This is a genomic window from Bacillus sp. FDAARGOS_235 (genome assembly GCF_002073415.2).
Classification (GTDB): Bacteria; Bacillota; Bacilli; order Bacillales; family Bacillaceae_G; genus Bacillus_A; species Bacillus_A toyonensis.
This window is the reverse complement of the sequence record NZ_CP020437.2, coordinates 5069474-5095125: the sequence shown is the minus strand read 5'-3', so window position 1 is coordinate 5095125 and position 25652 is coordinate 5069474. Positions and strand designations below refer to the sequence as shown.

Below are 25652 nucleotides of genomic sequence, written 5' to 3'. Positions count from 1 at the left end.
CCCCCTACTCCGATTTCAATCTAACATTAAGATATATCAATTTTTTTTCTTCCTCTGATAAGGTGTCAGCAACTCGTCTAATTTCCTTATCCACATTACCAATCCTGCTTTTCCACTGCGAACCTATTGATGAATTAATTCTAGAATCACCCATGCCAGTTATTTTTAATGGATTTCCACCCGCAATTTGATCTGGGTCATGTAATGCAGCTTTATCCTTTATCCACTTTAAAGCTTGCTCTTCTGCTTCCCTAAATGAAAAACCTTCTTCCATAAATTCATCTATTTTATCTTGCACAGCTTGTTTTCGTGCTAATCTTTGAGCTGAATTTGCTTGTTTTGATCTTCCATATTTTAAAAATTGGTTCCGATTCTGAATAAACTCATCAACTGTCAATTTTCCCAGCCCATCTTCTTGGTTTTTTAATTGTCGTATAAACTCATCTTCATTATGTTTTGGATTACGTTTAAATTCGATTCCAATTTCGTCAGTACGCGAGCTATTATTACCCACTCCGCTAGTTTTATTACTTCCTTCTAATTTACTATGCCCATGAACAAGTTGATAAGCGTCATCCTTAGCTGCCGTACTTGCCTTTGAAAACTTTCCAGCTACTTCTCCAACAGTTGAAGATTCTATATAAGGAAGCTTCATTCCTATTCCAGTATCCACCGTCCTAACTGCTACTGGAATAGGAGTATTTTTCATAGCATCTAGTGCATTTTTTAAAGTCTTATTTTCCTTAAGCGATTGTACCACATTTTTACCCAAATTTGGATTAAAACCAGGCATTCCTTCTTTGAATTTTAATAATTTGGCTAAATCAGCTAATTCACTCGTTCCTTTGAATGCTTTTACTCCTTTTCCTACTGCTCCAACAACTGGGATTGCATCTAATCCGCCAAAAATGATGTTTCCTACCCGCTCTTCTTGGCTCAATTTCCGGTGTGTTCCCCAGTCTTCTCCGTCGATACCGCTTTTTATTTGTACAGCGCCGTATACAACTGCGGCAGCGGCCCCGAGTGGTGGACAAAGGATTGTTGTGATGATGATTCCTGCGCCTATTCCTATGTCTCGTATCATTTCTAGTTTTTTCTGTTCATCTTCTATCGATTTGTATTCAAATCCTCGTGTGGATGGGACTACTTTCTTGTATTCTTCATAATTTAGTTTTGCATCTGGGTTTTGTTTTTTTAGTTCTTTGTACTCCGCTTTCAGTACGTTATCAAATGCAGGTGAATCTTTAAAAATATCTTCTACAGTTATTTTATCTTTTTTTGTTTGTATTGTTTGCGGTACACTTCCGTATCCCGCGTGCGCATCTGGTAATACTGTCGTTGTTGTAGAGCCAATTCGGTTATTTGTTTCGAAGCTAAGAATAGATGTATCTCTCATTTTTTGAGCGAATTTATCCATTTCTACTAAAAAAGGTTTATCTATATGTTCAGACACCAATCGCCCTGCTTCTCCGCAATATTTTTGTAATGTCGAATAGCTATCAAGTAATTCCCCTATTCTTTGCGATTGATCTTTTGGGCTAAAATGTATACTACCATCTGAGTCTAAATCTCGTATTCTTCCATCAATTCTTTTTAATGATTCATTTGCTTCCCGTAATTTCATGAGTGCATCTTTTGTAATTCGATTCATACCATCTCCCATGTTTTGCCATGGTTCCGGTCTATATTTCACATCCATTTCGTTTTCATCCCCCAGCCGTATGGTGATTTCTACAACTTACTTAATCTTTCACGTAATTGTTCGTCCTTTTCAAGCATTTCCACACATACATTTCCTACAACTTTCGCCGACCTCAAATAGTGTTCAGACAATTCAAGTGTTTTGTGTAATATATCAGGATATTTTTCAATTACTCTCATCGCTTCACCTTTTTGATAAAAATCACTGCTTAATAAACTCTCAATATTTGTTCCAATGACGTCTAAATGGATTTTATATATATTTTCTAACTTCATTACTATATCAAGTAGTTCTTGAAAATTAACTAATACTTCTTCTCCACCACCAGAACCACTATCTCCCATTGATACTTGCATTATTGAATACCTCCTAACGAGAATTGTCTCGGGTCAATTAACTTTTTATATGGCATTTTTAACACGTCATACAATTTCTTATTAACCGCATAGAGGCTCACCCAGTCATATCGATTACGATCTACATCTATTTGAACGAAATCTTCTCCTTCAGTGAAATATAAGAAACATTCCCATTTTCCTCCTCTATTACTTCGAGGCCTCGTATACGTTTCTATCGCTATAACGTCTTTATTTGATAAATCTTTTCCCTCAAATGTTTGTTGTTCTGCCTCTGTCATTCTCTTTGAGAAAAATGTATCTTCTATTTCTCTCGGTTCTCTCAATAAGAAGGGTATGCGTGTTAATAATGAAAAATATACGTCCGGTTTTGGTATGTAGTCGATCTCGTATTTTTTATTTGGTTCTATTTCTGTTAATACAGCCACTCGGTCTTTATCCTCTTTTAAAAAGCCAATTAATACATTATTCATTCTCGTGTATTCATGACAATTTTCATATTCCTTTAATAGCTCAATTATTTGAAAAGCTGCAGAGGTAATTCCATTTTCACTTGTAAGTAAGCCTTTTTCTTTTAAACTCATAGTTGCTTTCGTGACACATTCTTCATCAAGTAAAATAATTACGTCACGGTTTGGCAATCCAAATATATCCGTAACCCCGGCTGCACCTGCGAGAACATATAATTCAGCTGGTGCAAAATTCCTTTCTTTTCCCATTCTTTTATCCCTCATTTCTCCATCACAACTGTTTTATCGCCCTTACTTCCGATCTATCTCCGTACGTTTGAATACTTTTATCTAACTCTTTCAAAGCTTTCGTATGTCCTTCAAATGCATCTACCAGTTCTGAGTTATATTGAATGATTAAATCTAGATAACTTAAAAAGGCATCTCTCGTTTTTCCATTCCAGTTCGCACATGTAACGTATGCTTTTAAGTTTTTCGCTTCGTTTAAAGAATCCTTCATACCATTTTCTATGTTTTGTGCGTAAGAAATGGCACTTGCAGTGTTACTTCCTATAATTTCAACCTCTTTACCACTCATGTTGGTTCCCTCCATTCTTTGTATGCTTAATGGATAAGTTTTTCAATTTCCTTTTTCTTTTCTTCAAAAGCCTTAGTCGCTGCAGCGTATGCTGACGCTTTCTCCGCTTCTGCTTTAGCTTTATATTCCAAATACTTTGCATAAGCTGTACCTTTTGCAGATCCAACATCGCTTAATGCACTTTTAAAATAGGATACTAATGTATTTAATTCTTCATCCTTTTCATGACGTTTTTGTTCAAATTCAACTGCCGGAATTTTATTAGCTTCCAAGCCATTACTTTTACTCTCATAATCTCTCTTCGCTGATTCAGCCTCTTGAATGAATTGCTTTAACTCTCTTTCTTTATCTTTTAAATAATCATGTAAATCATCATACCGATCTCGTTTCCTCGCACTTTCTGTAAAACCAGACGCATTTAAAAAAGCATTGTACAATTCATCTAACATCTTTCTCCCCCTTTATTACAATAATTATGTAGTTAAATTCGTATATATAAACACGAATATTCATTACATTAAGAATTAACAAATAATTATTTTTGCATATTGCTATTTTATCAAAGGGGTTTTAACATTTCCATATTTTATAAATAGCTTTCGCATTTTTCTTCAATTGTAATACCTCAAAAGCAGGCAGTCTTTAAGGCCTAATTAAGTAAGTATTCTATGTTACAAATGAAAAAGGATCTGATATAAATATCAGATCCTTTTTCACTGCTTCTTTTATAAATTTAATTTCTTGATACATACATCGTTTCATACGATAACTGGTTCATACGTGCTCAAATTATCATACACAGTTTTTACAATACTAGGCGGAAGGTTAACACATCCTCAGATCCACCTTTTCCTGTGGCAGTGCATAATTTTTAATAGAATCCAAGTGTATTTTTACTTGCCTGACTTAATTTTTTCGCTATACTCTTCTAAAGTTAACCCTGTTTCTTTTAGATACACAGCAACTTCTTTTCCTACATAACGATAATGCCATGGCTCATACTTAATACCAGTAATATTCTCTTTATCTTTCGGATAGCGGAGAGTAAACCCATACTCTGCAGCATTCTTATCTAACCATTTGAATGCATCAGTCGTTTCAAATTTTGCATTTAAATCTTCTACCGTATTCTGCCATTCAACTGAAATAATGTCTAACGCTAATCCCGTATGATGTTCACTTGCACCAGGATACTGAAGATATTCCAATGCCTTAGCACTAGCCTCTTTATCCGACAAACCTTGAGATTTATAGCTTTTAACTGAAGCATCATAATAAGTTTGTTGTAATTTTATAGCTCGATAACCTGATCTTAAATAAAGATTGATTCCCTCTTTTTTTGCAGCTGCTACCATATCCTGATAGGAAGTTGCAATTCTACTATCTATTTTCATATTTGGCTTCGCATTTTGGGTAATACTTGTTAATTCAATTCCTAGTTCCTTTGATAACATATGCTCTCTATTTACAAGGATAATTCTCCAATCATTAACATCAGAGATAGGTAAAACATCTTTTTTATTCGCATTTATCTCATTTTTATTTTTATCGTTATTATTAGTAGTTTCCTGAGATGTTTGCTTTCCACTACAAGCAGCAAGGCTCCATCCCATTGCCAATACCAATGCTAAAATTATAAATTTTTTAATTGTATCTCATTCCCTTTTTGTTTATTAGTCTTTATACCAATTTCCCAACACATCTCTAGGAATCTCCTTGAAATTCTCTAAAGAAACGGGGCCGACAAATTTTTTAATCCCATGATTTTTAGAATCTTCATCCGAATAATCTTTTAAAAATTGAATTTTAAATTGTTTCTTACCATCAGCATAGTCGGTTACTGTCGGTACGAGTGCCGCTTGTCGTATACCAAAAGTTTTATCTTCATACTTAACAAATTGTATATAAGATAATCCTCCTACCAATGTTTCTAATTTTTCTTGAGCAGAAATAAGATTTCCAAGAGAATAATAGATTAGCGTTTCATGTCCATCTTTATTTTGTTTCCACTCAATTGGTTGAATTACATGTGGATGATTTCCAATTACTACATCTACACCTAAATCTGTTAAATATTGAGCAACTTCTTTTTGTTGCTTTGAAGGTGTAGAGGTATATTCTACTCCCCAATGCACCATAACAATCACCATATCAGAGCTACTCTTTGCCTTTTCCACATCATTTTGTATCGCTTTTTTATCCATTACATTTAATGCCCAAGACTTATCAGCTGGAATTTTAATTCCATTCGTACCGTATGTATAATTTAGTAACGCAAAACGAATACCATTTTTTGTAATCGTTTTTATTTCATTACGCTCATTTTGATTCTCATTAATGCCTAATGGGATAACATCCGGATATTTCTTCCAGTATTCTCTTGTATTCGCAACACCTTTAATACCCATATCCATAGCGTGATTTGTCGCTTGCGTCACTATATTGAATCCAGTGTCCACTAAAGATTGACCTACTTCTTCAGGTGTATTGAAAGTCGGATATCCCTGTACTTTTAGATTATTTCCTGCTATTGGAGTCTCCTGGTTCACTATAGCAAGATCACTTGATTGAACAGCTTTTTTGATATTTTCATAAATATAGTGATAATCATATGAACCGTCTTTTTGTTTGCCATCTTTAATTACTGCATCATGATATAAATTATCACCCGTTGCCATTACATTCACAACCGATTTTACTTTTTTATCTTCAATAAAATTAGGAGACTGTTGAATAGGACTTTTCTCTACCCAATTTGGTGCTTTTAATGATGTATCTGTATTTGATTGAGCCGGTGGTGATGAAGCTTTAGATGACTTAACATCTGTATTATCACAAGCGGTTAAAAGTACTAAAAAAATAAGACATAATAAAAATTTATTTTTACTTCTCTGTAAATTATGTAACATGTAATCCTCTTTTCTGTTCTATTACTTATAACCAATTTTAACAAATAACTTTTTAAACAACGTATTTTGGTTTTACACTTCATTATGGAAGGACACTCTGTTACATCTGCTTCGGAATATACGGATAACCGTTTTCCACTTTCTAACAATCTATCGATTCTATTAGAATTGATAGATTGCTAAAAAAGCATTATCCACCAGGATGCCGACTAGATTCCAATCAACATCCTCCATATATTGAATTTGATATACCTGTTCCAATTGTAGTAGCTGGTTAATCTAAACAAGAGAGGAGATATAGCCTCTTCTCTTGCTTTACATTTGTGAGTGGCTCCAAAAAGAGGGACTCGTTGACGTCCCCTCTTTAGATAGTGCAAAATTTTTGTACCTATTTTCTTTAAGTCGAGCGACAATCATTATACGAATCACAATAAGTAAGACCCAAGAACTTATTTTACCAATATATTAAAAAAGTAGCAATATCACCTGCGATTCATATAAAGAAGACAATTAGGAGAAATGAAAAAGGAAGTCGTTATCTCTATCGTACAATTGATAAAGATGATGTAGCTCAAGTATTAAAAAAGTTAATCTGTACTATTAACAACAGTTAAAAGAAAAAAATAGTTATTTCCTATATCGAAAATTATGTAAATGAATACTGGTATGAAACGACTATACGATGGCACCGTTATATTTCCATAAAACTAACAAACTAAAATACCACGTAACATTACAAGAGTTACGTGGTATGTAAACGATGAAATATTAAATTTTCACTGATTGTTCTTCTTGATAAATAATTTCACCATCAATAATAGTTATTTCTACTTTTAAATCTTTAATTTGGTTTGGATTCACACTTAAAATGCTGTCATTTAATATAACTAAATCCGCCAACTTTCCGACCTCTATGCTTCCTTTTATCTCTTCTTCAAAACTCGCATAAGCGCCATTCCATGTGTATAGTTTAATAGCTTCCATTACACTTATAGATTGATTCACACCAACCTCTATTCCAGACTTCGTTTTTCTATTGACAGCAACATGAATTCCTAATAAAGGGTTATAGTCGGTAACTGGTGCATCCGAACTACCTGCTGCAATGATGCCTCGATCAATATAATCACGAGCAGCGTACATATGATTAACACGATCACCATAGTGCCGTAAATATATCTCTCCGAATTCATATGGAAATGGAGGGTTTGGAATTGGAACTATCTCAAGTTTTTTCATTCTCTCTTGTAAATCTGGTGAAGAAATTCCCGCGTGCTCGATTCGATGACGATGATTTTTTCTTGGTGATTCCTCTAACGCCCTTTCTACACAATTTAAATACATTTCAATAGCTTTATCACCTTGTGCATGCACAGTGATTTGATAACCTTTTTTGTGTGCTTCGCCTAACACTTGATAAATTTCTTCCTCATTATAATAAAGAATGCCATAATTGTTACGATCACTCGAATACGACTCACGGGTTGCAATTGTAGGTCCAGTACTACTTCCATCTGTAAACAGTTTAGCTGGTCCAACCTTGAACCTCTCATCTCCCGTACCAGTTATCACACCAGCTTCGACCATTTTATTAACAAATTCATGGGAGTTATTTATTTGACATATCATTGCATATATTCGGACACGAATATCCCTACTCTTCACAGCTCGTTGTAGTAAACGAAAACTCTCAGGTCCATCTCCACCTGCGTCATGTATACTCGTTATACCAGCTGCAACGAAATGATCTGATGCAATTTTCACAGCCTTCATCATTTCACTTTCTTTATAACTTGCAACTTCACTCATCTCCATATTTGCTGCTTCAATTAACCTTCCTGTAAGCTTTCCTGCCTGATCCTTTTCAATAACTCCCCCACTCGTGTTCGGTGTGTTCTCGTTAATTTGCGCAATTTCTAATGCTTTGCTGTTCACTACGCTTATGTGGTGACAAGTACGAGTTATAATAATAGGATGGTCAACTGAAATGTCATCCAGCTCAGTAATTGTTGGATAACGCTTTTCCTTCACAGCGGTTTCATTAAAGCCCCAAGCACGTATCCATTCACCTTTTGGCGTTTCTAATGCCTTCTTTTTTAGGTCATCTAACAAAGCTTCGATAGAATCAATATGTTCAGCTTTACAACTGACAGCCAACTGATTTTGTCCATAAGAAATGAGGTGAAGATGGGAATCAATGAATCCAGGAAGAAGCGTTTTTCCTTGCAAGTCAATTACATCCGTTTTTTCTCCTATAAAACTCTTAACCTCCTCATTTGAACCAACAAATGCGATACGATTATTTTGTATTGCCACAGCTTCGACTACTGTATTCTTTTGGTCGACTGTAATAACTTCTCCATTTAACAAGACAACATCAGCTTTCATAAACTCAACCCTTTCGGAATTACCCTTTTCGAGTAATTCATTCCGTATTTACAGTTACATCTCTCAATAGGATCTTCCGCCTTTTAACAAATTAAAGTTGAGCTAAACACTCTTTTATTGTTGTAACGATAAAAGTAAAGTCTTCCTCTGTAATGCTTAATGGCGGTGCAAGTTGCAAAATATTATTGTAACCGGCAACAGTGTCACCATTTTTACCGATAATTAGACCTTTTTCTTTACAAGCATTGATGACTTTGTTCATCTTTTCAATGGAAGCCGGTTCTTTTGTTTGCTTATCTTCCACTAGTTCAATACCTAAAAGAAGACCTTTTCCGCGAACATCTCCTACGTTTGGATGTTCTTTTACATCCTCTAGTTCATATAACAGTCGTTCACCCAATTCCTTGGAACGGTCAATGAGTTTCTCATTCTCCATAATTTCTAAATTTTTCAAAGCTAAGGCGCAAGCTGCAGGGTTTCCTCCGAACGTATTCACATGGCGAAATCGATCATAATCTTCGCTGCCTACGTACGCCTCATAAATCTCTCGTTTAACTGCTGTTGCCGACAAAGGAAGATACGCACTTGTAATACCTTTTGCCATCGTAATGATATCTGGTTTGACACCGTAATTCATAAATCCAAACGGCTTCCCTGTCCGCCCAAATCCACATATTACTTCATCACAAATGAGCAACGCACCGTGCTTCTCGCAAATTTCTTTTACTTTTGCCATATATTCATCAGGAGGCATCAAAATGCCGCCCCCAGTAATAATCGGCTCCATAATTACGCCGGCTACTGTTTGACTTAACTCCCATGTCATGACACGATCGATTTCATCAGCACTTGCCAGTGTACGAACATCTTCTGGATTACGATACGTATCAGGCGGTGCTACATGCAAGAATCCTTGCCCAAGTGGTTCATATTTATACTTTCTTTGTGCTTGTCCTGTTGCCGCAAGAGCCCCCATTGAGTTACCATGATAAGCACGATAGCGTGAAATAAACTTATAGCGTCCATGATCACCTTTTTGCTGATGATATTGACGAGCAATTTTAAACGCTGTTTCATTTGCTTCCGATCCACTGTTAGAGAAGAAAATAACGTATTCATCATCAAGCCATTCATTCAATTTCTCTGCTAATTTAATAGCAGGAACATGACTTTGTGTCAGAGGAAAATATGGCATTTCTTCCAGTTGTTCAAAAGCCGCTCTTGCAAGCTCTTTACGGCCATATCCAACATTCACGCACCAAAGACCGGACATGCCGTCTAAATAACGGTTTCCATCAATATCCGTCACCCATGCTCCTTCTGCTTTTGTAATAATTAAATTCGTTGGATTAGGGGATGCTCCTTTCATTGCATGCCAAAGGTACTTTTCATCTGCTTGTTTCAAACTTTGTGTTTGCTCTGTCACTTGCACAATCACCAACTCCATTCTATCCGTTTATGATTTTCTATCACTCTATCAATAACGAGCCGTAAGCATTTTCTTGCGCGTATAAAATTCTACGCCATCTTTTCCATTTGCATGGAGATCACCATAGAAGGATTTCTTATAACCTGAGAATGGGAAGAATGCCATTGGAGCAGGAACCCCAAGATTGACCCCAAGCATACCTGCATCAATTTCTTCACGGAATTCACGAATTGCTTTCGCGCTATCGGTGTATAGGCATGCACCATTTGCGAACGGTGATGCATTAGCAACATGAATTGCTTGCGCCAAGTCTTTTACGCGTATAATAGAAAGAACCGGTGCGAAGATTTCATCTTGCCAGATTTTCATTTCCTGTGTCACATTGTCAAAAATCGTTGGACCGACAAAATAACCGTCACCGTTTGCTGCATCATCTTCACGTCCGTCACGAATAAGTGTCGCTCCCTGCTCTATACCAGATTGAATGTATCCGTGTGTACGCTCTTTATGGCCGTCACGAATAACGGGACCAAGAAAAACATCTTCTTCCAGACCATTACCAATCGTAATTGCATTCGCCTCTTGAAGCAGTCTATTAACGAGCTCATCTGCAACGTCTTCTTCCACGACAACAACAGCCGCCGCCATGCATCTTTCACCCGCTGAACCGAAGGCAGCACTTGTAATTTCTTTCACTGCAAAACTAAGGTCCGCATCTTTTAATACGATCGAATGATTTTTTGCACCTGCAAGAGCTTGTACACGTTTGCCGTTTGCTGCTGCTGTTTTATATATATACTCAGCGACAGGTTGAGAACCAACGAAAGATACAGCCTTCACATCCTCATTGTCAAGAATGCCATTCACGACGTCATGTGCACCATGTACAACATTTAGTACTCCATCTGGAAGACCTGCTTCTGTAAACAGTTCAGCTATGCGATTCGCCAGCAACGGTGTTCTTTCAGATGGTTTTAATACAAACGTATTTCCGCATGCAATCGCGAGTGGGAACATCCAGCATGGCACCATCATCGGAAAGTTAAATGGCGTTATTCCTGCGATTACTCCGATTGGATAACGATACATCCCTGATTCAACACCAGTAGCAATATCAGGAAGTTGCTCTCCCATCATTAAAGTAGGTGCACCTGCTGCAAATTCAACACATTCAATCCCTCGCTGTACTTCACCGTAAGCTTCTTTATAACTTTTTCCATTTTCCAAGGTAACGAGTTTCGCTAACTCCTCCCAGTTTTCAATCAAAAGCTGTTGGTAGCGAAATAGAATCCGAGCACGCCGAGGTACAGCAACCTTTTTCCATGTTTGGAATGCTTCTTTCGCAGTTGCTACAGCTCTATCCAAATCTTCTTTAGTCGAAAGCGGCACACGAGCAATAGTCTCTCCTGTTGCTGGATTTGGTACATCTTCTACTTGTTTACTTTTAGATTCTATCCATTGTCCACCAATATAATTTTTTAACGTTTGTACATTTTTGGTTACTACCATGGTGAAACCTCCTAATTTTAAGATAGCCGTCCTATGTATGTATTGCATTCACAAAAAAGAAAGCGCATTCATTAGACGGTATATAAACTTATTTATATACATTTCTCTAACATTACTAATCTTACTCTTATCGATTGCATATGCAGGAGCAGTCATCTGCTTAGCATTTGTCCACTCTCCAGTTCACATTATTTCAGATTAATCTCATGGTTCATCTTATAATTCTTTTTCAAAAATACTGGGCAATCCCATTCACAAACAAGGTCCTTATCCAAGGAAACAACCCAGCCCTTTGTAACATGATACTTTTTTCCATCAACAGTAATAAACACTTCACCGTCTGTCACATAGAAAACTTCCTGTTCTTCTACATGCCACGTTCCTTTATTTGGTTCACCTACCCATGGTTCCCATGTGTTGGCACCTAGTTGCTCTGCTTCTTCTGCTGTAATTTTTTTCGCAAAAAACATGATGATACCTCTCTCTCTTATTAGTAATTTTGACGGAATACGTTCCTATACATCTACTGTTTTAACATTGGTATCTGTATTAACATTGGTAACCTTTAAACGTTTGAACTCTTTTCTCATAAAGTATATGGCAATGAGAACGCCTGGAATTTCGGCAGCAGGAGCAGCGTACCATACACCTTCTACACCCCAGAACTTCGGAAAAGCAAATAGAAACGGTATCATGAACAACAATATTTTGCTAACACTAATAAACGTTGCGGACCAGTTTCTCTCCTGTGATTCAAAATAACCAGAGACAAGCAAGCTAACTGCACTAAGTGTAAACAAACAATTGAATACAACCGTCGTCCAAATGCCCAGTTTTTGCAATTCAGGATTACCACCGGAAAAAAATGACACAATTGGATCTGCAAAAATGATTAATATAGCTGTCACAATTACAAAGAAGGAAACTGTAAAAATGAGTCCCATCTTAATTGCTTGTTTCACACGATCAAGGTTGCCTGCACCATAATTATAACTAATAATCGGTTGAAGCCCTGTCATTCCACCGAGCGCCGCTAAAGCGAGAAGATTTGTAATGTAACCATTTTGAATCGTGAAAGCTGCAACGTGCAGACCACCTCCGTAGCTTTGCAGTAAATTGTTGGTGAAAATAATTGCTATAAACATCATGAACTGACTAGAGAAAGATGCAAACCCCGTCCAAACTACTTCACCAATCTTCTTAAGATTAATCATCACATCTTTCATTTTTGGCTTCAGTTTTGTTTTACCAAACCAGAAATAAAAGATTAAGAGAACAGGAATCGATTGCGAAATCGTATTAGCCCATGAAGAACCCATCATCCCCATGTCATACTTCACTACCATAATCCATTCCATAACTCCAGCAACAACTGCTGCGACTAACCAACTGTTCATTGACAATATAGGTTTTTCATCGATATTAGCTAAAATACTTAATACAACGGCCAATATCGTTAATGGCAACGAAATCCATAGTAGTCGGCTATATTGCACCGCATACGGAAGTGCTTCATCACTTGCTCCAAATAGAATCATAATATCAGTTTCAAAGACCAATCCAAGTACAGCTATCAAAGTGGAAAGGAAAAGAGTAAACCATAAAGTTTGTCCCATAATACTTCTAGCTTCTTCTATCTTCCCTTTCCCCATTCGAAGTGAAATGACCGCTCCGGCTCCTATCCCCAAAAGAACCCCAATCATACGGGTAATAACCATGACCGTAAATCCAATTCCGATTCCTTCGATTTCTAGCTCCTGAAAGCCACTGACGAAATAGCCATCAATAACCGATACAACTCCTAGAATTACATTAGCCATAATTCCTGCCAAAGCAAACCGTAAATATAGTAACGGAATACTTTTGGTTCCGAGCACTGAATCATCCACCGACTTATTCATTCCTTCTGGCTTCTCTATGTTCGATGACGGACGGTTGTCCACTATTTTCATGAGCATATCCCCTTACAAATAATTTATATAGCAAGTTAAGCTCAATTAATTCACATACCAACCTACAGGCTTGGCATGCTGGTGGATATTGATTTGCTTCGTTTCCATAAAGTGCTCCAGCCCGGCAACACCTAAAGCCCTACCGATTCCACTTTGCTTATACCCGCCCCAAGGACCTTCAACATAAGCAAGATGATAACTATTAATCCAAGTAATTCCCGCACGCAATTTACTAATGACACGTTTTGCTCGGTCCATATCTTCAGTAAATACAGCACCGGCTAATCCATAAATGGAATCATTCGCTTTTTGGATCGCATCTTCCTCATCTTTAAATTTCTGTACAATAAGGACTGGTCCAAAAATCTCTTCCTTAACAATACGCATATCTGCATTTACATCAGCAAAGATTGTTGGTGCGATAAAAAAACCTCGATCAAGCCCATTTTCTGTTAAACGTTTACCACCACAAACTAATTTTGCACCTTCTTCCATTCCACTCTTTATATAATGTAAAACGTCATTCATATGAGACTCGGTTGTGAGAGCTCCCATTTCGATATTCTCGCTTTCTCCGTTTCCAACTACAATTTTGTTCGCACGTTCGGCCAATCTTTCAACAAACTTATCGTAAATGGTCTCTTGTACAAGTAAACGGGATGCAGCTGAACAAACTTGCCCAGCGTTGTGGAAAATACCAAACATCGCATTATCGACAGCAGTTTCAAAATCCACATCGTCGAACACAATAAGTGGAGATTTCCCCCCTAGTTCCAGTGTAATTTTTTTCATATTGCCCGCGGCTGCTCGCATAATACTTTGACCTGTTTTTGTTCCACCTGTAAAGGCAATTTTGTCAACATCATGGCTCTCTGCAAGCTCATTCCCAACCTTTGAACCAGGTCCCAACACTAAGTTTGCCACTCCGTCTGGAAGCCCAATCTCTTCGATAATTTCAAATAACTTGAATACGCTTACAGGAGTGACGTCAGCAGGTTTAATTACAATTGTATTCCCTGCGGCAAGTGCAGGAGCAATTTGCCAAACAGCTAGCATAAGCGGGAAGTTCCAAGGTACAATCAGTCCACAAACACCAATCGGTTCATGAATAACAATCGTTTCTGAAGAATCATCACGATTGTAAGATTCCTTTTTTATACCTTTAATCAAGTCAGCATAATAGCGGAAGCATTGAACCGATACTGGAATATCTACATAGGTTGTTGCACGAATAACCTTACCGTTATTTGCAGTTTCCAAACGGGCAATTTCAGCTGTCTTCTCTTCAAGACGATCTGCAATCTTATATAGATAATCAGCTCTTTCATCAGCCGATAAATCTGACCAAATTCCGCTGTCAAACGCTTTACGAGCCGCCTTTATTGCTAGTTTCGCATCATCTGCTGATCCATGAGCGGACGTTGCAATAACCTCTTCAGTTGCAGGATTGATAATATTTCGTCTCGCACCCGATAATGCTTCTACCCATTTTCCGTCAATGAACATGTTTATTTCCATAAACACCTCTCCTTTACGCAATAATATCTACCAACTTGAAACCAATATGTGCTATATTGACCAGCATCGTTTTCTGATTATAGAATGGAAATGATTTGAGACGTTCCTTTTCAAATCGATATCCACCTGCATTCCCCGTAACGATCCATTGTGCCAATAACTTACCAAACAATGTTGAGAGAGACGCGCCGTGGCCTGTATAACCAGTTGCAAAATATGCACCTTCTTTAGATTTACCGATAACCGGGAACGTATCAATTGTCACACCGATAAATCCACCCCACCTGTAATCTATCTTGCTTCCTTCTAGTTTTGGCATTATTTTAACCATAGCATCGTACACACTTTGATAAACGGCATCACCTAAGTTCGGACGAATATCACCACCGCCAAATACGATTCGATTATCTGGTGTACGCCTGAAATAGTAAAGGAAACTACTCGTATCAAAAACCATGCGATCTTTAGGAATAACGCTATTCAAAAGTGTTTCTGAAAGCTGTTCAGTAGCAATAATGCGTGCCGAAATTGGCAGTACGCCTTTATTCAGTTCAGCCATAATTTTTCCAGAGTAACCATCTGTAGCAACAATAATGTCTTTCGCTGTAACAGTACCTTTTTCTGTAACAACTTTCACACTATTTCGGCCGTACTCAATAGATAATGCTTTCGAATGCTCAAAGATTTTTGCACCAATTGATTTCGCTGCTTCTCCCAAACCAATTGCATAGTTCAGTGGTTGGAATGAGTAACTTGAGTTGTCGACTAAGCAACCATAATATTGAGGGGAATCAATTTCTTGATGCAACTGACTTCGATTAAGCACGCTACATTCATATCCAAAATTTTTGTTTAAGTACTCACTTTCATGTTTCAATCCTTCAAAATGTTTGGCTTTGTAAGCTGCCACAATGTGACCTGTCTTTCTAAAATTACAGTTGATTTGATGCTCGTCGATAATGTTTTTAACTAATTCAACACTAAGCAGAGAAAGATCGTTAAGCTGTCTCGCCTCTTCGGCACCATACTTTTTAGCAAGCTCCTGCATCGTTGACTTATAGCCCGGCAATACCATCCCGCCGTTGCGACCGCTTGCGCCATATCCGATTGTTTCCTGCTCAAGGACAATGACACTCTTTCCTAATTTTTGCAAATGATATGCAGAAGAAAGACCTGTGAAACCTGCGCCAATAATGACAACATCCGCCTCTTCATTTCCTTCAAGAGGTTTTCCTTTGTCATAGCTGTTTGCAGTCGCTGTCCACAGAGAGAGCGTATCCATTCGATCCATCTTTTCCATAGCTAATCCTTCTCCTTTCGTGACATGTATGTTACAATACAGTCAAAAATATTCGAAATATTCACTCTTATTGAATTAATAATATGATTTGGAGTTTCCTCCAAGTCAATAGTCATTTAAGAGTTTTTTGAATTCATTTTGCGAAAAAAGTGGAGTAACTCCACTTTTTTCATCGGAGGGACACATCTATGAAAATTGGTGCATTTGCAAAACTTTTTCATGTTACGACTGATACCGTTCGTTATTACATTGAACTTGGATTATTAATACCAGACAAAAAAAACACCCAGTATCAAATGAACCAATTGTGTTTCGACGACATGGCTTTTATTACCGAGTTGAAAAAATTTCATTTTTCATTGTTAGAAATCCAACGAATTTTATCGTATCGGCGTGTTACAAGCTTCTCGGACCATGAGGATATCGACTACTACAACAACTTGCTCACTGATAAAAAGAACGAACTGATCCAAAAAAAAGAAGACATATCAAAAGCTATCCAATTGATTGAAAAGGCGGTTCAAACCAGTTCGCCTTCATCCAAAGAAGAGAATATTACAGGAATTCCGCTTGACTTTGTAAATCTGCTCTATTGTCCGAAATGCCAAATTCCCCTTGAAATGAAAGATGTAACGATTAAAAAAGTTTACATTCACACGGGAAGTTTAACTTGTACCTGTGGATACGAAGCAGCTATCGAGGAAGGTATTATCATTACCGCGAACTTGTATGAGACGTCTCCTTATCCATCTTATTTTTACGATAAAGAAACGATTAAAGAGATTAATCCCAAAATGATTAACTTATTTGAAAAAATTAATTTTCAATTTCAAAAAGTTCTACAAAATATAGATTTGAAAAACAAATTAATTGTGGAAACAAACGTTGACGCTTTCGTGTCACTACCTAAATATATCGATGTTCTTGAAACGAGCGCATCCTATGTATTCAGTGGCTATTCACTTGAGATGCTCAAGAAGGTTCGAAACAGAATTGAGCGTATGAATCCGAAGCCACGCGTCCTTTATATTTTGAATTCCGATTTAAATTTGCCATTGAAACCGCTTAGCATCGATGTTTTTGTAGATAGTTTTTCAGTAACTGATTTTTCATTGCTCAATCCGCAATTCCCCATTCACGTTCTAAAAAACTATTTACATAACAGTTCAACAATTGTCGGCGGATACTCGTATTATGATAGCTCGGCCAAATCCTTGAAAAACATTTCAGGCTTATATCCAAATTCCAACGAGCATATTTTGTATCCCAAATACTTAGAAGAAAATTTATCAGTCAATGGATTTCAAATTACGCAAAGTGAAAATATCGGTTACTGTACAGATCCAGGACCTTATTTCGATTATCATGTAATAGACGAAAAATTCCACATGCTCATGTATTTGGCTAGTACGAACAAATAGCATACAAAAAGTATTTGTCCGAAAAATATGCTATTTCACAAATGAGTAGCACCTTTGTAGCTAAAATGGTAGTGCGGGTATCAGCATCCGCACTACCATTTTCGATTTGCCAATTTCATTCTACAACGTTTACATATCAATCTTATTTAAATGAATTATAGTCACGGCTCTATAGTTCCTGTCCCAACTCCAAAACTCTATACGTTTAGCATTCTTCGGACTACTATTAGATTTTTTTATTTAGTGAAGGTCTCACAGTACTATCTTTACTAACGAAGACAGCGCAACTCATTTTTATTCGTTCTTCCCAGAAAATATCTCTTCATTCTATCCCCCTCCTAAAATCCCTTTTCCTCCATTGACCAGTCGTAAAAAAAGCCATCCAACTCGAACGAATTGGATGGCCTTATACTAGAAAGAAAATGTTCTATTTGTATTACTTCAATTTTCCCTCAAAAACAATTTTTCTACCACACGGTTCAACTACTGTTTTTCCGTCTTTCTTCACTTCATGAAAGATTGGCTCTTCCATACGACGAGACGGGGCGTATCCTTCTTGTTCCATGCGAGCTAAGCAGTCTGTAATTGCTTCGTTTTCGAGTACTTCAAATTTCTTTTTATTAGGTTGTTTTGTCATGCCCTAACCTACTTTCTATTTTTCTTGATGCGAATTGATTCTTCATGTAGATCATATATACCATTGCGAGAATCCCTATTATAATCATAACCGCAATAAAAAAGCTTGTATACTGTATTTTTTCTATAAATACGCCTCCTAATACAGGCCCCATAATACTTCCTAAACTAAAGGCGATTCCAGATAATATATTACCTGCTGGTAGTAAGTGTCTCGGTAATAAATCTGTCATAAATCCAAGTCCTAAAGAGAAGCAAGATCCAATGACCATACCAGCTAACAGCATGCAGGCAAAGACTATCCAGTAATATTGATCAAATACGGCCGCAAGTAGAAAAATGCTCGTACCTATGCTGAACGTCCACGTTAATATACGGTCCCTTCCGTATTTATCACTTAATATACCGAGAGGAATTTGTGTAATAATGCCCCCAACTGCAAACGCTGGCAATAAGAAGGAAACTTCCGATACAGACCACCCTTTACGAAGTGCGTATACTGGTAAGTTACTATTTAACATTGCTTCAAGCACACCGTATGCAAGTGGTCCCAGTAATGCAATCCACCCTAATCCAACAACTTGTTTATAACGAGAAAATGATGATCCACTCTTCACTTCTCTTTCATCTTGTGCTGGGAATGCATTTTTCGTTGGGAGTAGTAAAAGCCAACCTATTAAACAAAGTATAGTAGATATGATAAATGGTGTTGCAAGACCGTACTGAACAGTGCTTGCTAAATACGGACCGACGGCAAAACCAATTCCGAAGAATACACCGTATATCGATACTTGTCTACCTATTTTACTCGGATCCGATGTTGTCGTAATCCACGTTTGCGTTCCAACATGAAGCATATGATCGCCGACTCCAACTAGAAATCTAAGGATAAACCATACCCAAAATGAAAATGTTTGTGTAAAAAAGAATAATGAAATAATGACGAGAAACCCACCAATGACGATAATTGGCTTCATTCCAAACTTTTGCATCGGTTTTTCAAGAAACGGTGAAATAACTAATATCCCAATGTATAATGCCGTCGCATGAATACCATTAATACTTGAACTAACCCCTTCTTGTTCAAAAATCATTGCAATGGCAGGTAAGAGCATCCCCTGTGATAAACCTGAGATTGCCACAATCCCAACCATAATCCAAAAAGTAAAACGCATCGACATCCTGTTCCCTCTCCTTCTCACGCTTTCCACTTTTCATTATAAACGGTTTCTTCAAATGCGTGTACGAATATTAACAATAAAAAGAAGCTAAAAGAATGAGCCTTTTAGCTTCTTATCCTTCCCAAACTTGTGCTTTCACATTGTAATGAAAATGTTTAAAATATGGATTTTCATAAAATGAAGGGCCATATAAGTACGGATGTGAATGAGCGATTGGTGGCTGCTGTATTTGTAAAGGAACTACAGCTGGTGAAACTTGCAAATACATCGGGCTTATCATTATTTTTGCATATAAGTGATGATTATATGGCGAATGCGCAATTAAAAACGGTTGATGCACTAGTAATCTCCCCTTTTACCTACAAATGTTATAGTATATGCAATACTTTTGCTTTCGGGGACTATTTCTGTTCTAACCAATTCTCTACATGATTTATAAATACATCTAAACAATCAATAAACGGTGAGTGCCCGCAATCTTCTAACACCTGCAACTTTGCATTTGGCAAATGTTTTGCTAATTCCTCACCGACTACTTGCGGTACGACGTAATCCCTGTCACCTTGTATGACGAGTGTAGGAGTTTTAATACGATGAATTTGTTTATTTCCCTCTACCACACCATTATGTTCATCCGAAATATTAAATGTGATGAGCGCATAATTCACATCTACGAAATTACGCTGCGTTAACATATCATCTAAATACTTCTCATAACGATCCGGTTCCGGTTGATTGTGTGTATATATTAATAGATTCCACACTGTACGATAATATAATTTATTCATATTTTTTATCGCATCTAGTACTGGAGCAATTTGTACGGGATCTTGCGCGATTTCTTCTTTCGTCTTTACTAAACTTGATACGATCGGTTCCCCGTTAATATCTTTTTTAAAGATTGGATAGCCTTTCATCCCTACTGATTCTACTAAAATTAACTTTTCTACAAAAGTTGGGTGATTCGCTGTAAATTGCATCGCAACACCACCGCCCATTGACCATCCCATTAACGAAAACTTCTCTAGCTTTAATTGATCGATAAATAATTTTACATCTTCTGCGAAGTCTTGTAATGAATCTATCGACTTATTATACGTCGATTGTCCAAATCCTCTTAAATCAAGAGCGTAAATATGGTATTGATTTTGCAGCTTTTCGATAACTAAATCAAAGTGTTGTGACGATGTCATGTTCCCGTGAATGAGTACGAGAGTTTCTGTATTTCGCCTTCCAACTTCCTGATACGCAATCGTTTCTCCATTCGATAGTGCAACAAACTCCATTGTTGCAGGCTTAATCATCACAAGTTCCCCCATTCTTTTTAATAGAAAGAAAATTCTTTATATAATTAAAGAATAACATACAGAATATATGTTCTCAACATAAAACCTATGCGAAATTTTCACATAAAACAACATGCCTATTACTAGACAACTATAATAAAAAAAGATATAGTTAGCTAGGTAACTAATTTGAAAGGATCAAAATATATGGACGAAAAACAACATTTTTTTCACATCGTCAGCCAGACTTCTCGAAAGTTTACGAAGAAATTTAATGAACGCGTATCTCCAACTGGGTTATTTAGTGCGCAGTGGGCTGTTATTTTTCGTATTAATCAAACCGGTTCTTGTACACAAACAGAATTATGCCAGTATTTAAATGTTGAATCACCAACGATGACTCGTACGTTGACACGTATGGAAACGATGGGCTGGATTATTCGTACAGAAGGAAAAGATCGCCGTGAGAAGCTTATTTCTTTATCCGAAACAGCTATAAAAATGATTCCAGTATGGCAAGAAGAAGTGGATACCTTCGAAGAAAAGACGCTAGATGGTATTAACGAAGATGACTTACATCAAGCATTTCAAGTGTTACAACAAATTATTAAAAACTTAGATTAAATTGGAGGGATGACGATGCAAAGTGAAAAACTTTGGACGAAGGATTTCCTCGGAACTTGTTTTAGTAGTCTATTTCTCTTTTTAACATTCTATATGCTTATGACTACTTTACCTGTCTATGTAATAGACGGCCTAAAAGGAAAACCTGAGGAAATTGGTTTAGTTGCAACTGTTTTTCTTATTTCTTCTGTTTTATGTAGACCATTTACAGGAAAATGGCTCGATGACTTAGGAAGAAAGAAAATATTATTTATTTCACTTTCATTATTTTTAGCCGCTACTGTTATGTATTTCGGTGCGCAAAGTTTATTTTTATTACTTGCCCTTCGCTTCTTACATGGTATTGGCTTTGGGATGGCGACGACAGCAACTGGTACGATTGTAACTGATGTTGCGCCAGCTCATAGACGAGGCGAAGCACTTGCTTATTTCGGCGTATTTATGAGTCTGCCGATGGTAATTGGTCCTTTTTTAGGTTTAACAATTATTTCTCATTTTTCGTTTACTGTACTATTTATCGTTTGTTCCGTATTTTCATTACTTGCATTTTTATTAGGATTACTTGTAAATATTCCACATGAAGCACCAGTGAAAAAACAAAAACGAGAAAAAATGAAGTGGAAAGATTTAATTGAACCATCTTCTATTCCAATCGCTCTGACAGGATTTGTTTTAGCCTTTTCTTATAGTGGTATTTTATCCTTTATTCCTATATATGCGAAAGAGCTCGGTTTAGCCGATATTGCAAGTTATTTCTTCATTGTATACGCACTTGTTGTTGTAATTTCTCGTCCATTTACAGGAAAGATTTTTGACCGCTACGGCGAAAACGTACTTGTTTATCCAGCTATTATTATTTTCACAATTGGGATGTTCGCATTAAGTCAAGCGCAAACTCCATTTTGGTTCCTAAGCGCAGGTGTATTAATCGGTTTAGGTTATGGAACATTAATTCCAAGTTTCCAAACGATTGCAATTTCTGCGGCGCCAAATCATCGACGTGGTTCTGCGACAGCTACGTACTTCTCATTCTTTGATAGTGGTATTGGTTTTGGTTCTTTCATTTTAGGTATCGTCGCAGCGAAATCAAGTTATCATAATATGTATTTTATCGCAGCTATTATCGTTGCGTTCACTTTACTTCTATATTATGGATTACACGGTCGAAAACAAAAATTCAAGAAACAACGTACAGACGGACAAATTTCCGCTTAACGTTAATAAGGAAAGTAAACTTCCCCGTTTACTTTCCTTATTTTGTATTTCTTTCAAGACGAGCGTATACTTATAGTAGCAAATAAAGGAGGGACCTATATGAAACTAAAAAAATCTCCCCTACTCTTACTTATACTAACATGCATATTTGTAATTACAGGGCTTGGTTTTACATACTTCAAACATAATAAAACAACCCCATCAAAAAATAACGTGACAAAGGAGAATTGGTTAGATGACCCTTACTTACGTTGGTCGTACACACATATGAAAGAATTCACTTTAATTAATGAAGTCAAAAACAACCCCGACCAAGTGGCTCACTTCCCTACTGCGTTACAAAAATTAGATGATTTTGCTGTGGAGCGTGGATTTGGAACTACGACTCCTTTAAGAAAACTTTTAGACGATAACAAAACAGATGCTTTTGTCGTTGTACATAATGGGCAACTTGTATATGAACGATATTTCAATGGATATAACGAGAGTGAACCGCATGGTATGGCTTCATTAGCAAAGGTCTTTACTGGGGTAATGATACAATCTCTCGCTAAAGAAAATCGTATCGATTTAGAGAAAACAGCTGACACTTATATAAAAGAATTAAACAATACACCGTTCGGTAAAGCGACACTTCAGCAATTAATGGACATGCAAGTTTCTGTAGAGTACCCTACTCATGGATATGAACATCCAGCGTTAGAAAATCAAGATGCACAACTATATTTAGCGAGCAATATTTTACCCCGAGGTAAAAACTACAACGGTCCGATGAAAATTTATGATATGTTACGAGAAGCAGAAGAAACTGCACCACCTGGTTCCGGTTTTTCTTACGATAACGGATCAGCGGAAACACTCGCTTGGGTTATTCGAACTATCACTGGTAAATCATTAGCTGAAAATGTTAGCGAACGAATATGGTCTCAAATTGGTATGGAAGAAAATGCGTATTACGTTACAGACGAAACAAAGGTAGAACAAGCAAGCGCTGGTTTAAATGCAACTACTAGAGATATGGCAAGATTCGGTCAACTACTATTAAATAACGGGGAATATAACGGAAAACAAATCATCCCTTCCTCCATTACAGAAAGTGTGGAAAATGTACAAGAAGGTGAACTCGCAATTGGCAATGGCGCTTCTATTTCTTATCATAATCAATGGTGGATTCCGCACAATGAACAAGGTGCTTTCGAAGTGTTAGGCAGTTACGGACAAACGCTTTATATCGATCCGAAAGCAAATATGGTAATCGTCCACTTCTCTTCTAATGCTACACCTAGTAATGAAATACATTCGGTTTATTCCGATATGTATGTTGATATTGCCCATCATTTGGAGAAGCTTTCACAGTAGTGGAAGCAGGAGTTTAAGCCTTACATGAATGACTATTTGGTTGAACAATCGATCTATTGTGCTGAAACGTCAATATAGTAAAAAAGGATCTCTCTTTATCAAGAGAGATCCTTTTTTTACTTCTTCTTCTTTTCTGTCGGTTGGCTTTGTTTAGCGAAATTAGATGAATCATCGAAATTTGGTTGCTTTTTACCAGCATTATTACTTCTACCTTTTCCCATATGTAATGCACCTCCCTCCTCCTTACTATTCCCAATAAAAAAATCCTCTTGCATCCAAGAGGATTTTTTGTTGTGCTATTATTAATAATGCTCAACTGTTACCGCAGTACTTCCAACACCGTCCTATCATAACTTTTAACCATGGTGTTGATCGTGGCCATCAGGCCTATGATTATCTATCCGTCTTGGCGTTTTCCTTTAAACGATACCCTAATCTTCGATCGCTTGGTAGGCCGTGGTCCAGAAGTCTTGGATAAGATGCGATGGGGCTGGAGTGGACATCCCAACCTGTGTGAACAGAATTCCAATAAACTGTTTATCTGGATCAGCGTAAGCTGAAGTGCCGGTTCCGCCATCCCAGCCGAATTGACCGATAGACGCGTAGTCTCCAAGATAGGTACGCACCGCCATCCCAAAGCCCCAGCCACCTTGGATCCCTTGTCCGAACGACAAATGGATGTTATTTTTGGCCAAATCGTCTCGGTATACTTGTTGTTCAGGAGTAAGACGGTTGGTGGTCATCAGCTGGACTGCGGGCCTAGACAGGATCCGTTTAGTACCGTGCATCCCTTTATTCAAAAGCATCTGCAAATACGCGTGATAATCGTCGACGGTTCCAAGCAGTCCACCACCGCCTGCTTGGAATGCTGGAGGTTTGCTGTAACGTCCGCCCACACCTTCATCCCACACGATGAATTCACCTGTCTGCGGATCGGGGTTGAAGGCTGGTGGAAGCCGGTCAATCTTGAGCTCAGGTACGTAGAATCCAGTGTCCTTCATTCCTAGCGGATCGAATATGCGTTCGTGCAAGAACGACTCGAACGTCTGACCCGTGACCCTGGCAACAAGAACGCCGATTACTTCTAAACTGATATGATACTGCCACCGCTCTCCGGGCTGATAGCTTAGCGGAAGTGCACCTAGGCGACGCATAAACTCATCTGGATCGGGCATATCCTGCCCTGGCGTGTCGAATATCCCACTCTCGAAGAACGCGTTCATGATGGGAGAACCCATCAACGTGAGATCCACTCCGAGCCCGAATGTGGAGGTCAACAAGTCTCGTACAGTGATAGGACGCCGTGCTGGGACGGTCTCTTCTAGTGGGCCATCGGGCTGTTTCAACACTTGCCGGTCGGCGAGTTCCGGTAGCCATTTGTCTACTGGGTCGTCTAAATGCAGTTTGCACTCATCGAGCAAAACCATTACTGGTGAAACTGCGATTGGCTTGCTAGTGGACGCCAATCGAAAAATCGTGTCCCGACGCATTGATGCACCGCCATCATGCCTCATTGTTCCAAGCGCTTCGACGTGCGTCTCGCCGTTTCGGCTGACTAAGGCGACGAGCCCAGGAATCTTTCCAGAATCGACATGCCGCGCCAATACATTGCGCATTTTGCGCAATCCTGTTTCAGAAAAGCCCTTATTGTTTTGTCCCATTTTGTTCTCCTTTAGTTTAGATTGAGATTTCTAATACATATTGACAATCAATTATTAGTTCTTCAAATAGAAAAATTCCCCTTTTTAATAATTTCGACAAAATGCATTTATATACATGGAGGCACCATGCATCACTATCAACCTAAGATAGGCTACATT

The 25652-nt window shown here is 37.7% G+C and carries 23 protein-coding genes; 4 read left to right on the top strand and 19 right to left on the bottom strand.

Features of this window, described 5'->3' with window-relative positions; all coding sequences use genetic code 11:
- Positions 1 to 4: 4 nt before the first annotated feature.
- From A6J74_RS28670 to A6J74_RS28605, 14 genes are all read right to left on the bottom strand, one after another.
- The gene (locus tag A6J74_RS28670; protein WP_000382754.1) at positions 5 to 1699 is read right to left on the bottom strand and encodes a polymorphic toxin type 15 domain-containing protein; all 1695 of its coding nucleotides are present in this window, start codon (positions 1697 to 1699) and stop codon (positions 5 to 7) included.
- A 32-nt stretch (positions 1700 to 1731) separates the two neighbouring features.
- Entirely contained in the window at positions 1732 to 2058 is a 327-nt protein-coding gene (locus tag A6J74_RS28665; protein WP_001198200.1) for a hypothetical protein, read from the bottom strand.
- Positions 2058 to 2777, bottom strand: coding sequence for a DUF5081 family protein (locus A6J74_RS28660; RefSeq protein ID WP_000514189.1), 720 nt, complete (start codon positions 2775 to 2777; stop codon positions 2058 to 2060). The genes A6J74_RS28665 and A6J74_RS28660 overlap by 1 nt, the downstream gene beginning before the upstream one ends.
- A 22-nt stretch (positions 2778 to 2799) precedes the next feature.
- Positions 2800 to 3105 carry a WXG100 family type VII secretion target gene (locus A6J74_RS28655; protein WP_000014533.1) on the bottom strand — a complete coding sequence of 102 codons (306 nt, stop codon included), beginning with the start codon at positions 3103 to 3105 and terminating at the stop codon, positions 2800 to 2802.
- Between the two features lie 26 nt (positions 3106 to 3131).
- Complete coding sequence (locus tag A6J74_RS28650) at positions 3132 to 3554, bottom strand: hypothetical protein (protein WP_000883458.1); 423 nt, start codon at positions 3552 to 3554, stop codon at positions 3132 to 3134.
- Positions 3555 to 3998: 444 nt separating this feature from the next.
- A complete protein-coding gene (locus A6J74_RS28645) occupies positions 3999 to 4730 on the bottom strand; it encodes a M15 family metallopeptidase (protein WP_000241998.1) in 732 nt (243 codons plus the stop codon).
- A 48-nt stretch (positions 4731 to 4778) separates the two neighbouring features.
- The gene (locus tag A6J74_RS28640) at positions 4779 to 6014 is read right to left on the bottom strand and encodes a CapA family protein (protein WP_000903056.1); all 1236 of its coding nucleotides are present in this window, start codon (positions 6012 to 6014) and stop codon (positions 4779 to 4781) included.
- Between the two features lie 768 nt (positions 6015 to 6782).
- Positions 6783 to 8402 carry an amidohydrolase gene (locus tag A6J74_RS28635; protein WP_000642584.1) on the bottom strand — a complete coding sequence of 540 codons (1620 nt, stop codon included), beginning with the start codon at positions 8400 to 8402 and terminating at the stop codon, positions 6783 to 6785.
- A 91-nt stretch (positions 8403 to 8493) separates the two neighbouring features.
- On the bottom strand, positions 8494 to 9849 hold the full coding sequence (locus A6J74_RS28630) for an aspartate aminotransferase family protein (protein WP_165406227.1): 1356 nt from the start codon (positions 9847 to 9849) through the stop codon (positions 8494 to 8496).
- A gap of 30 nt (positions 9850 to 9879) precedes the next feature.
- Positions 9880 to 11340, bottom strand: coding sequence for a CoA-acylating methylmalonate-semialdehyde dehydrogenase (locus A6J74_RS28625; RefSeq protein ID WP_000261824.1), 1461 nt, complete (start codon positions 11338 to 11340; stop codon positions 9880 to 9882).
- A gap of 188 nt (positions 11341 to 11528) precedes the next feature.
- Complete coding sequence (locus A6J74_RS28620) at positions 11529 to 11810, bottom strand: cupin domain-containing protein (RefSeq protein WP_000464526.1); 282 nt, start codon at positions 11808 to 11810, stop codon at positions 11529 to 11531.
- A 45-nt stretch (positions 11811 to 11855) separates the two neighbouring features.
- Positions 11856 to 13292 carry an MATE family efflux transporter gene (locus A6J74_RS28615; RefSeq protein WP_000706165.1) on the bottom strand — a complete coding sequence of 479 codons (1437 nt, stop codon included), beginning with the start codon at positions 13290 to 13292 and terminating at the stop codon, positions 11856 to 11858.
- Between the two features lie 45 nt (positions 13293 to 13337).
- Positions 13338 to 14810: an aldehyde dehydrogenase family protein gene (locus A6J74_RS28610; RefSeq protein ID WP_000405148.1), complete on the bottom strand. Its 1473-nt coding sequence runs from the start codon at positions 14808 to 14810 to the stop codon at positions 13338 to 13340.
- Between the two features lie 13 nt (positions 14811 to 14823).
- Positions 14824 to 16110 (bottom strand): NAD(P)/FAD-dependent oxidoreductase, encoded by a 1287-nt coding sequence (locus A6J74_RS28605; RefSeq protein ID WP_000413844.1) that lies wholly within the window; start codon positions 16108 to 16110, stop codon positions 14824 to 14826.
- A 188-nt stretch (positions 16111 to 16298) separates the two neighbouring features.
- On the opposite strand from A6J74_RS28605, the gene A6J74_RS28600 reads away from it, so the two are divergent.
- The gene (locus A6J74_RS28600; protein ID WP_000689568.1) at positions 16299 to 17531 is read left to right on the top strand and encodes a MerR family transcriptional regulator; all 1233 of its coding nucleotides are present in this window, start codon (positions 16299 to 16301) and stop codon (positions 17529 to 17531) included.
- A gap of 436 nt (positions 17532 to 17967) precedes the next feature.
- On the opposite strand, the gene A6J74_RS28595 is transcribed toward A6J74_RS28600, so the two are convergent.
- The 4 genes from A6J74_RS28595 to phaZ form a co-directional block, all read right to left on the bottom strand.
- Entirely contained in the window at positions 17968 to 18168 is a 201-nt protein-coding gene (locus A6J74_RS28595; RefSeq protein ID WP_000166300.1) for an NETI motif-containing protein, read from the bottom strand.
- Positions 18152 to 19348: an MFS transporter gene (locus A6J74_RS28590; RefSeq protein WP_000062789.1), complete on the bottom strand. Its 1197-nt coding sequence runs from the start codon at positions 19346 to 19348 to the stop codon at positions 18152 to 18154. The genes A6J74_RS28595 and A6J74_RS28590 overlap by 17 nt, the downstream gene beginning before the upstream one ends.
- Positions 19349 to 19460: 112 nt before the next feature.
- On the bottom strand, positions 19461 to 19688 hold the full coding sequence (locus tag A6J74_RS28585; protein WP_000554163.1) for a hypothetical protein: 228 nt from the start codon (positions 19686 to 19688) through the stop codon (positions 19461 to 19463).
- A gap of 61 nt (positions 19689 to 19749) precedes the next feature.
- Complete coding sequence (phaZ, locus tag A6J74_RS28580) at positions 19750 to 20652, bottom strand: intracellular short-chain-length polyhydroxyalkanoate depolymerase (protein ID WP_000594846.1); 903 nt, start codon at positions 20650 to 20652, stop codon at positions 19750 to 19752.
- Between the two features lie 189 nt (positions 20653 to 20841).
- Between phaZ and A6J74_RS28575 the strand changes: the two genes are divergently transcribed.
- The 3 genes from A6J74_RS28575 (at position 20842) to A6J74_RS28565 (ending at position 23832) form a co-directional block, all read left to right on the top strand.
- A complete protein-coding gene (locus A6J74_RS28575; RefSeq protein WP_000343676.1) occupies positions 20842 to 21258 on the top strand; it encodes a MarR family winged helix-turn-helix transcriptional regulator in 417 nt (138 codons plus the stop codon).
- Between the two features lie 15 nt (positions 21259 to 21273).
- Entirely contained in the window at positions 21274 to 22473 is a 1200-nt protein-coding gene (locus tag A6J74_RS28570) for an MFS transporter (protein WP_001190323.1), read from the top strand.
- Between the two features lie 99 nt (positions 22474 to 22572).
- The gene (locus A6J74_RS28565; RefSeq protein WP_000768725.1) at positions 22573 to 23832 is read left to right on the top strand and encodes a serine hydrolase domain-containing protein; all 1260 of its coding nucleotides are present in this window, start codon (positions 22573 to 22575) and stop codon (positions 23830 to 23832) included.
- 431 nt (positions 23833 to 24263) lie between these two features.
- Here A6J74_RS28565 and A6J74_RS28560 read toward each other — a convergent pair whose 3' ends face one another.
- Entirely contained in the window at positions 24264 to 25493 is a 1230-nt protein-coding gene (locus A6J74_RS28560) for a serine hydrolase domain-containing protein (RefSeq protein WP_000531373.1), read from the bottom strand.
- Between the last annotated feature and the right edge of the window lie 159 nt (positions 25494 to 25652).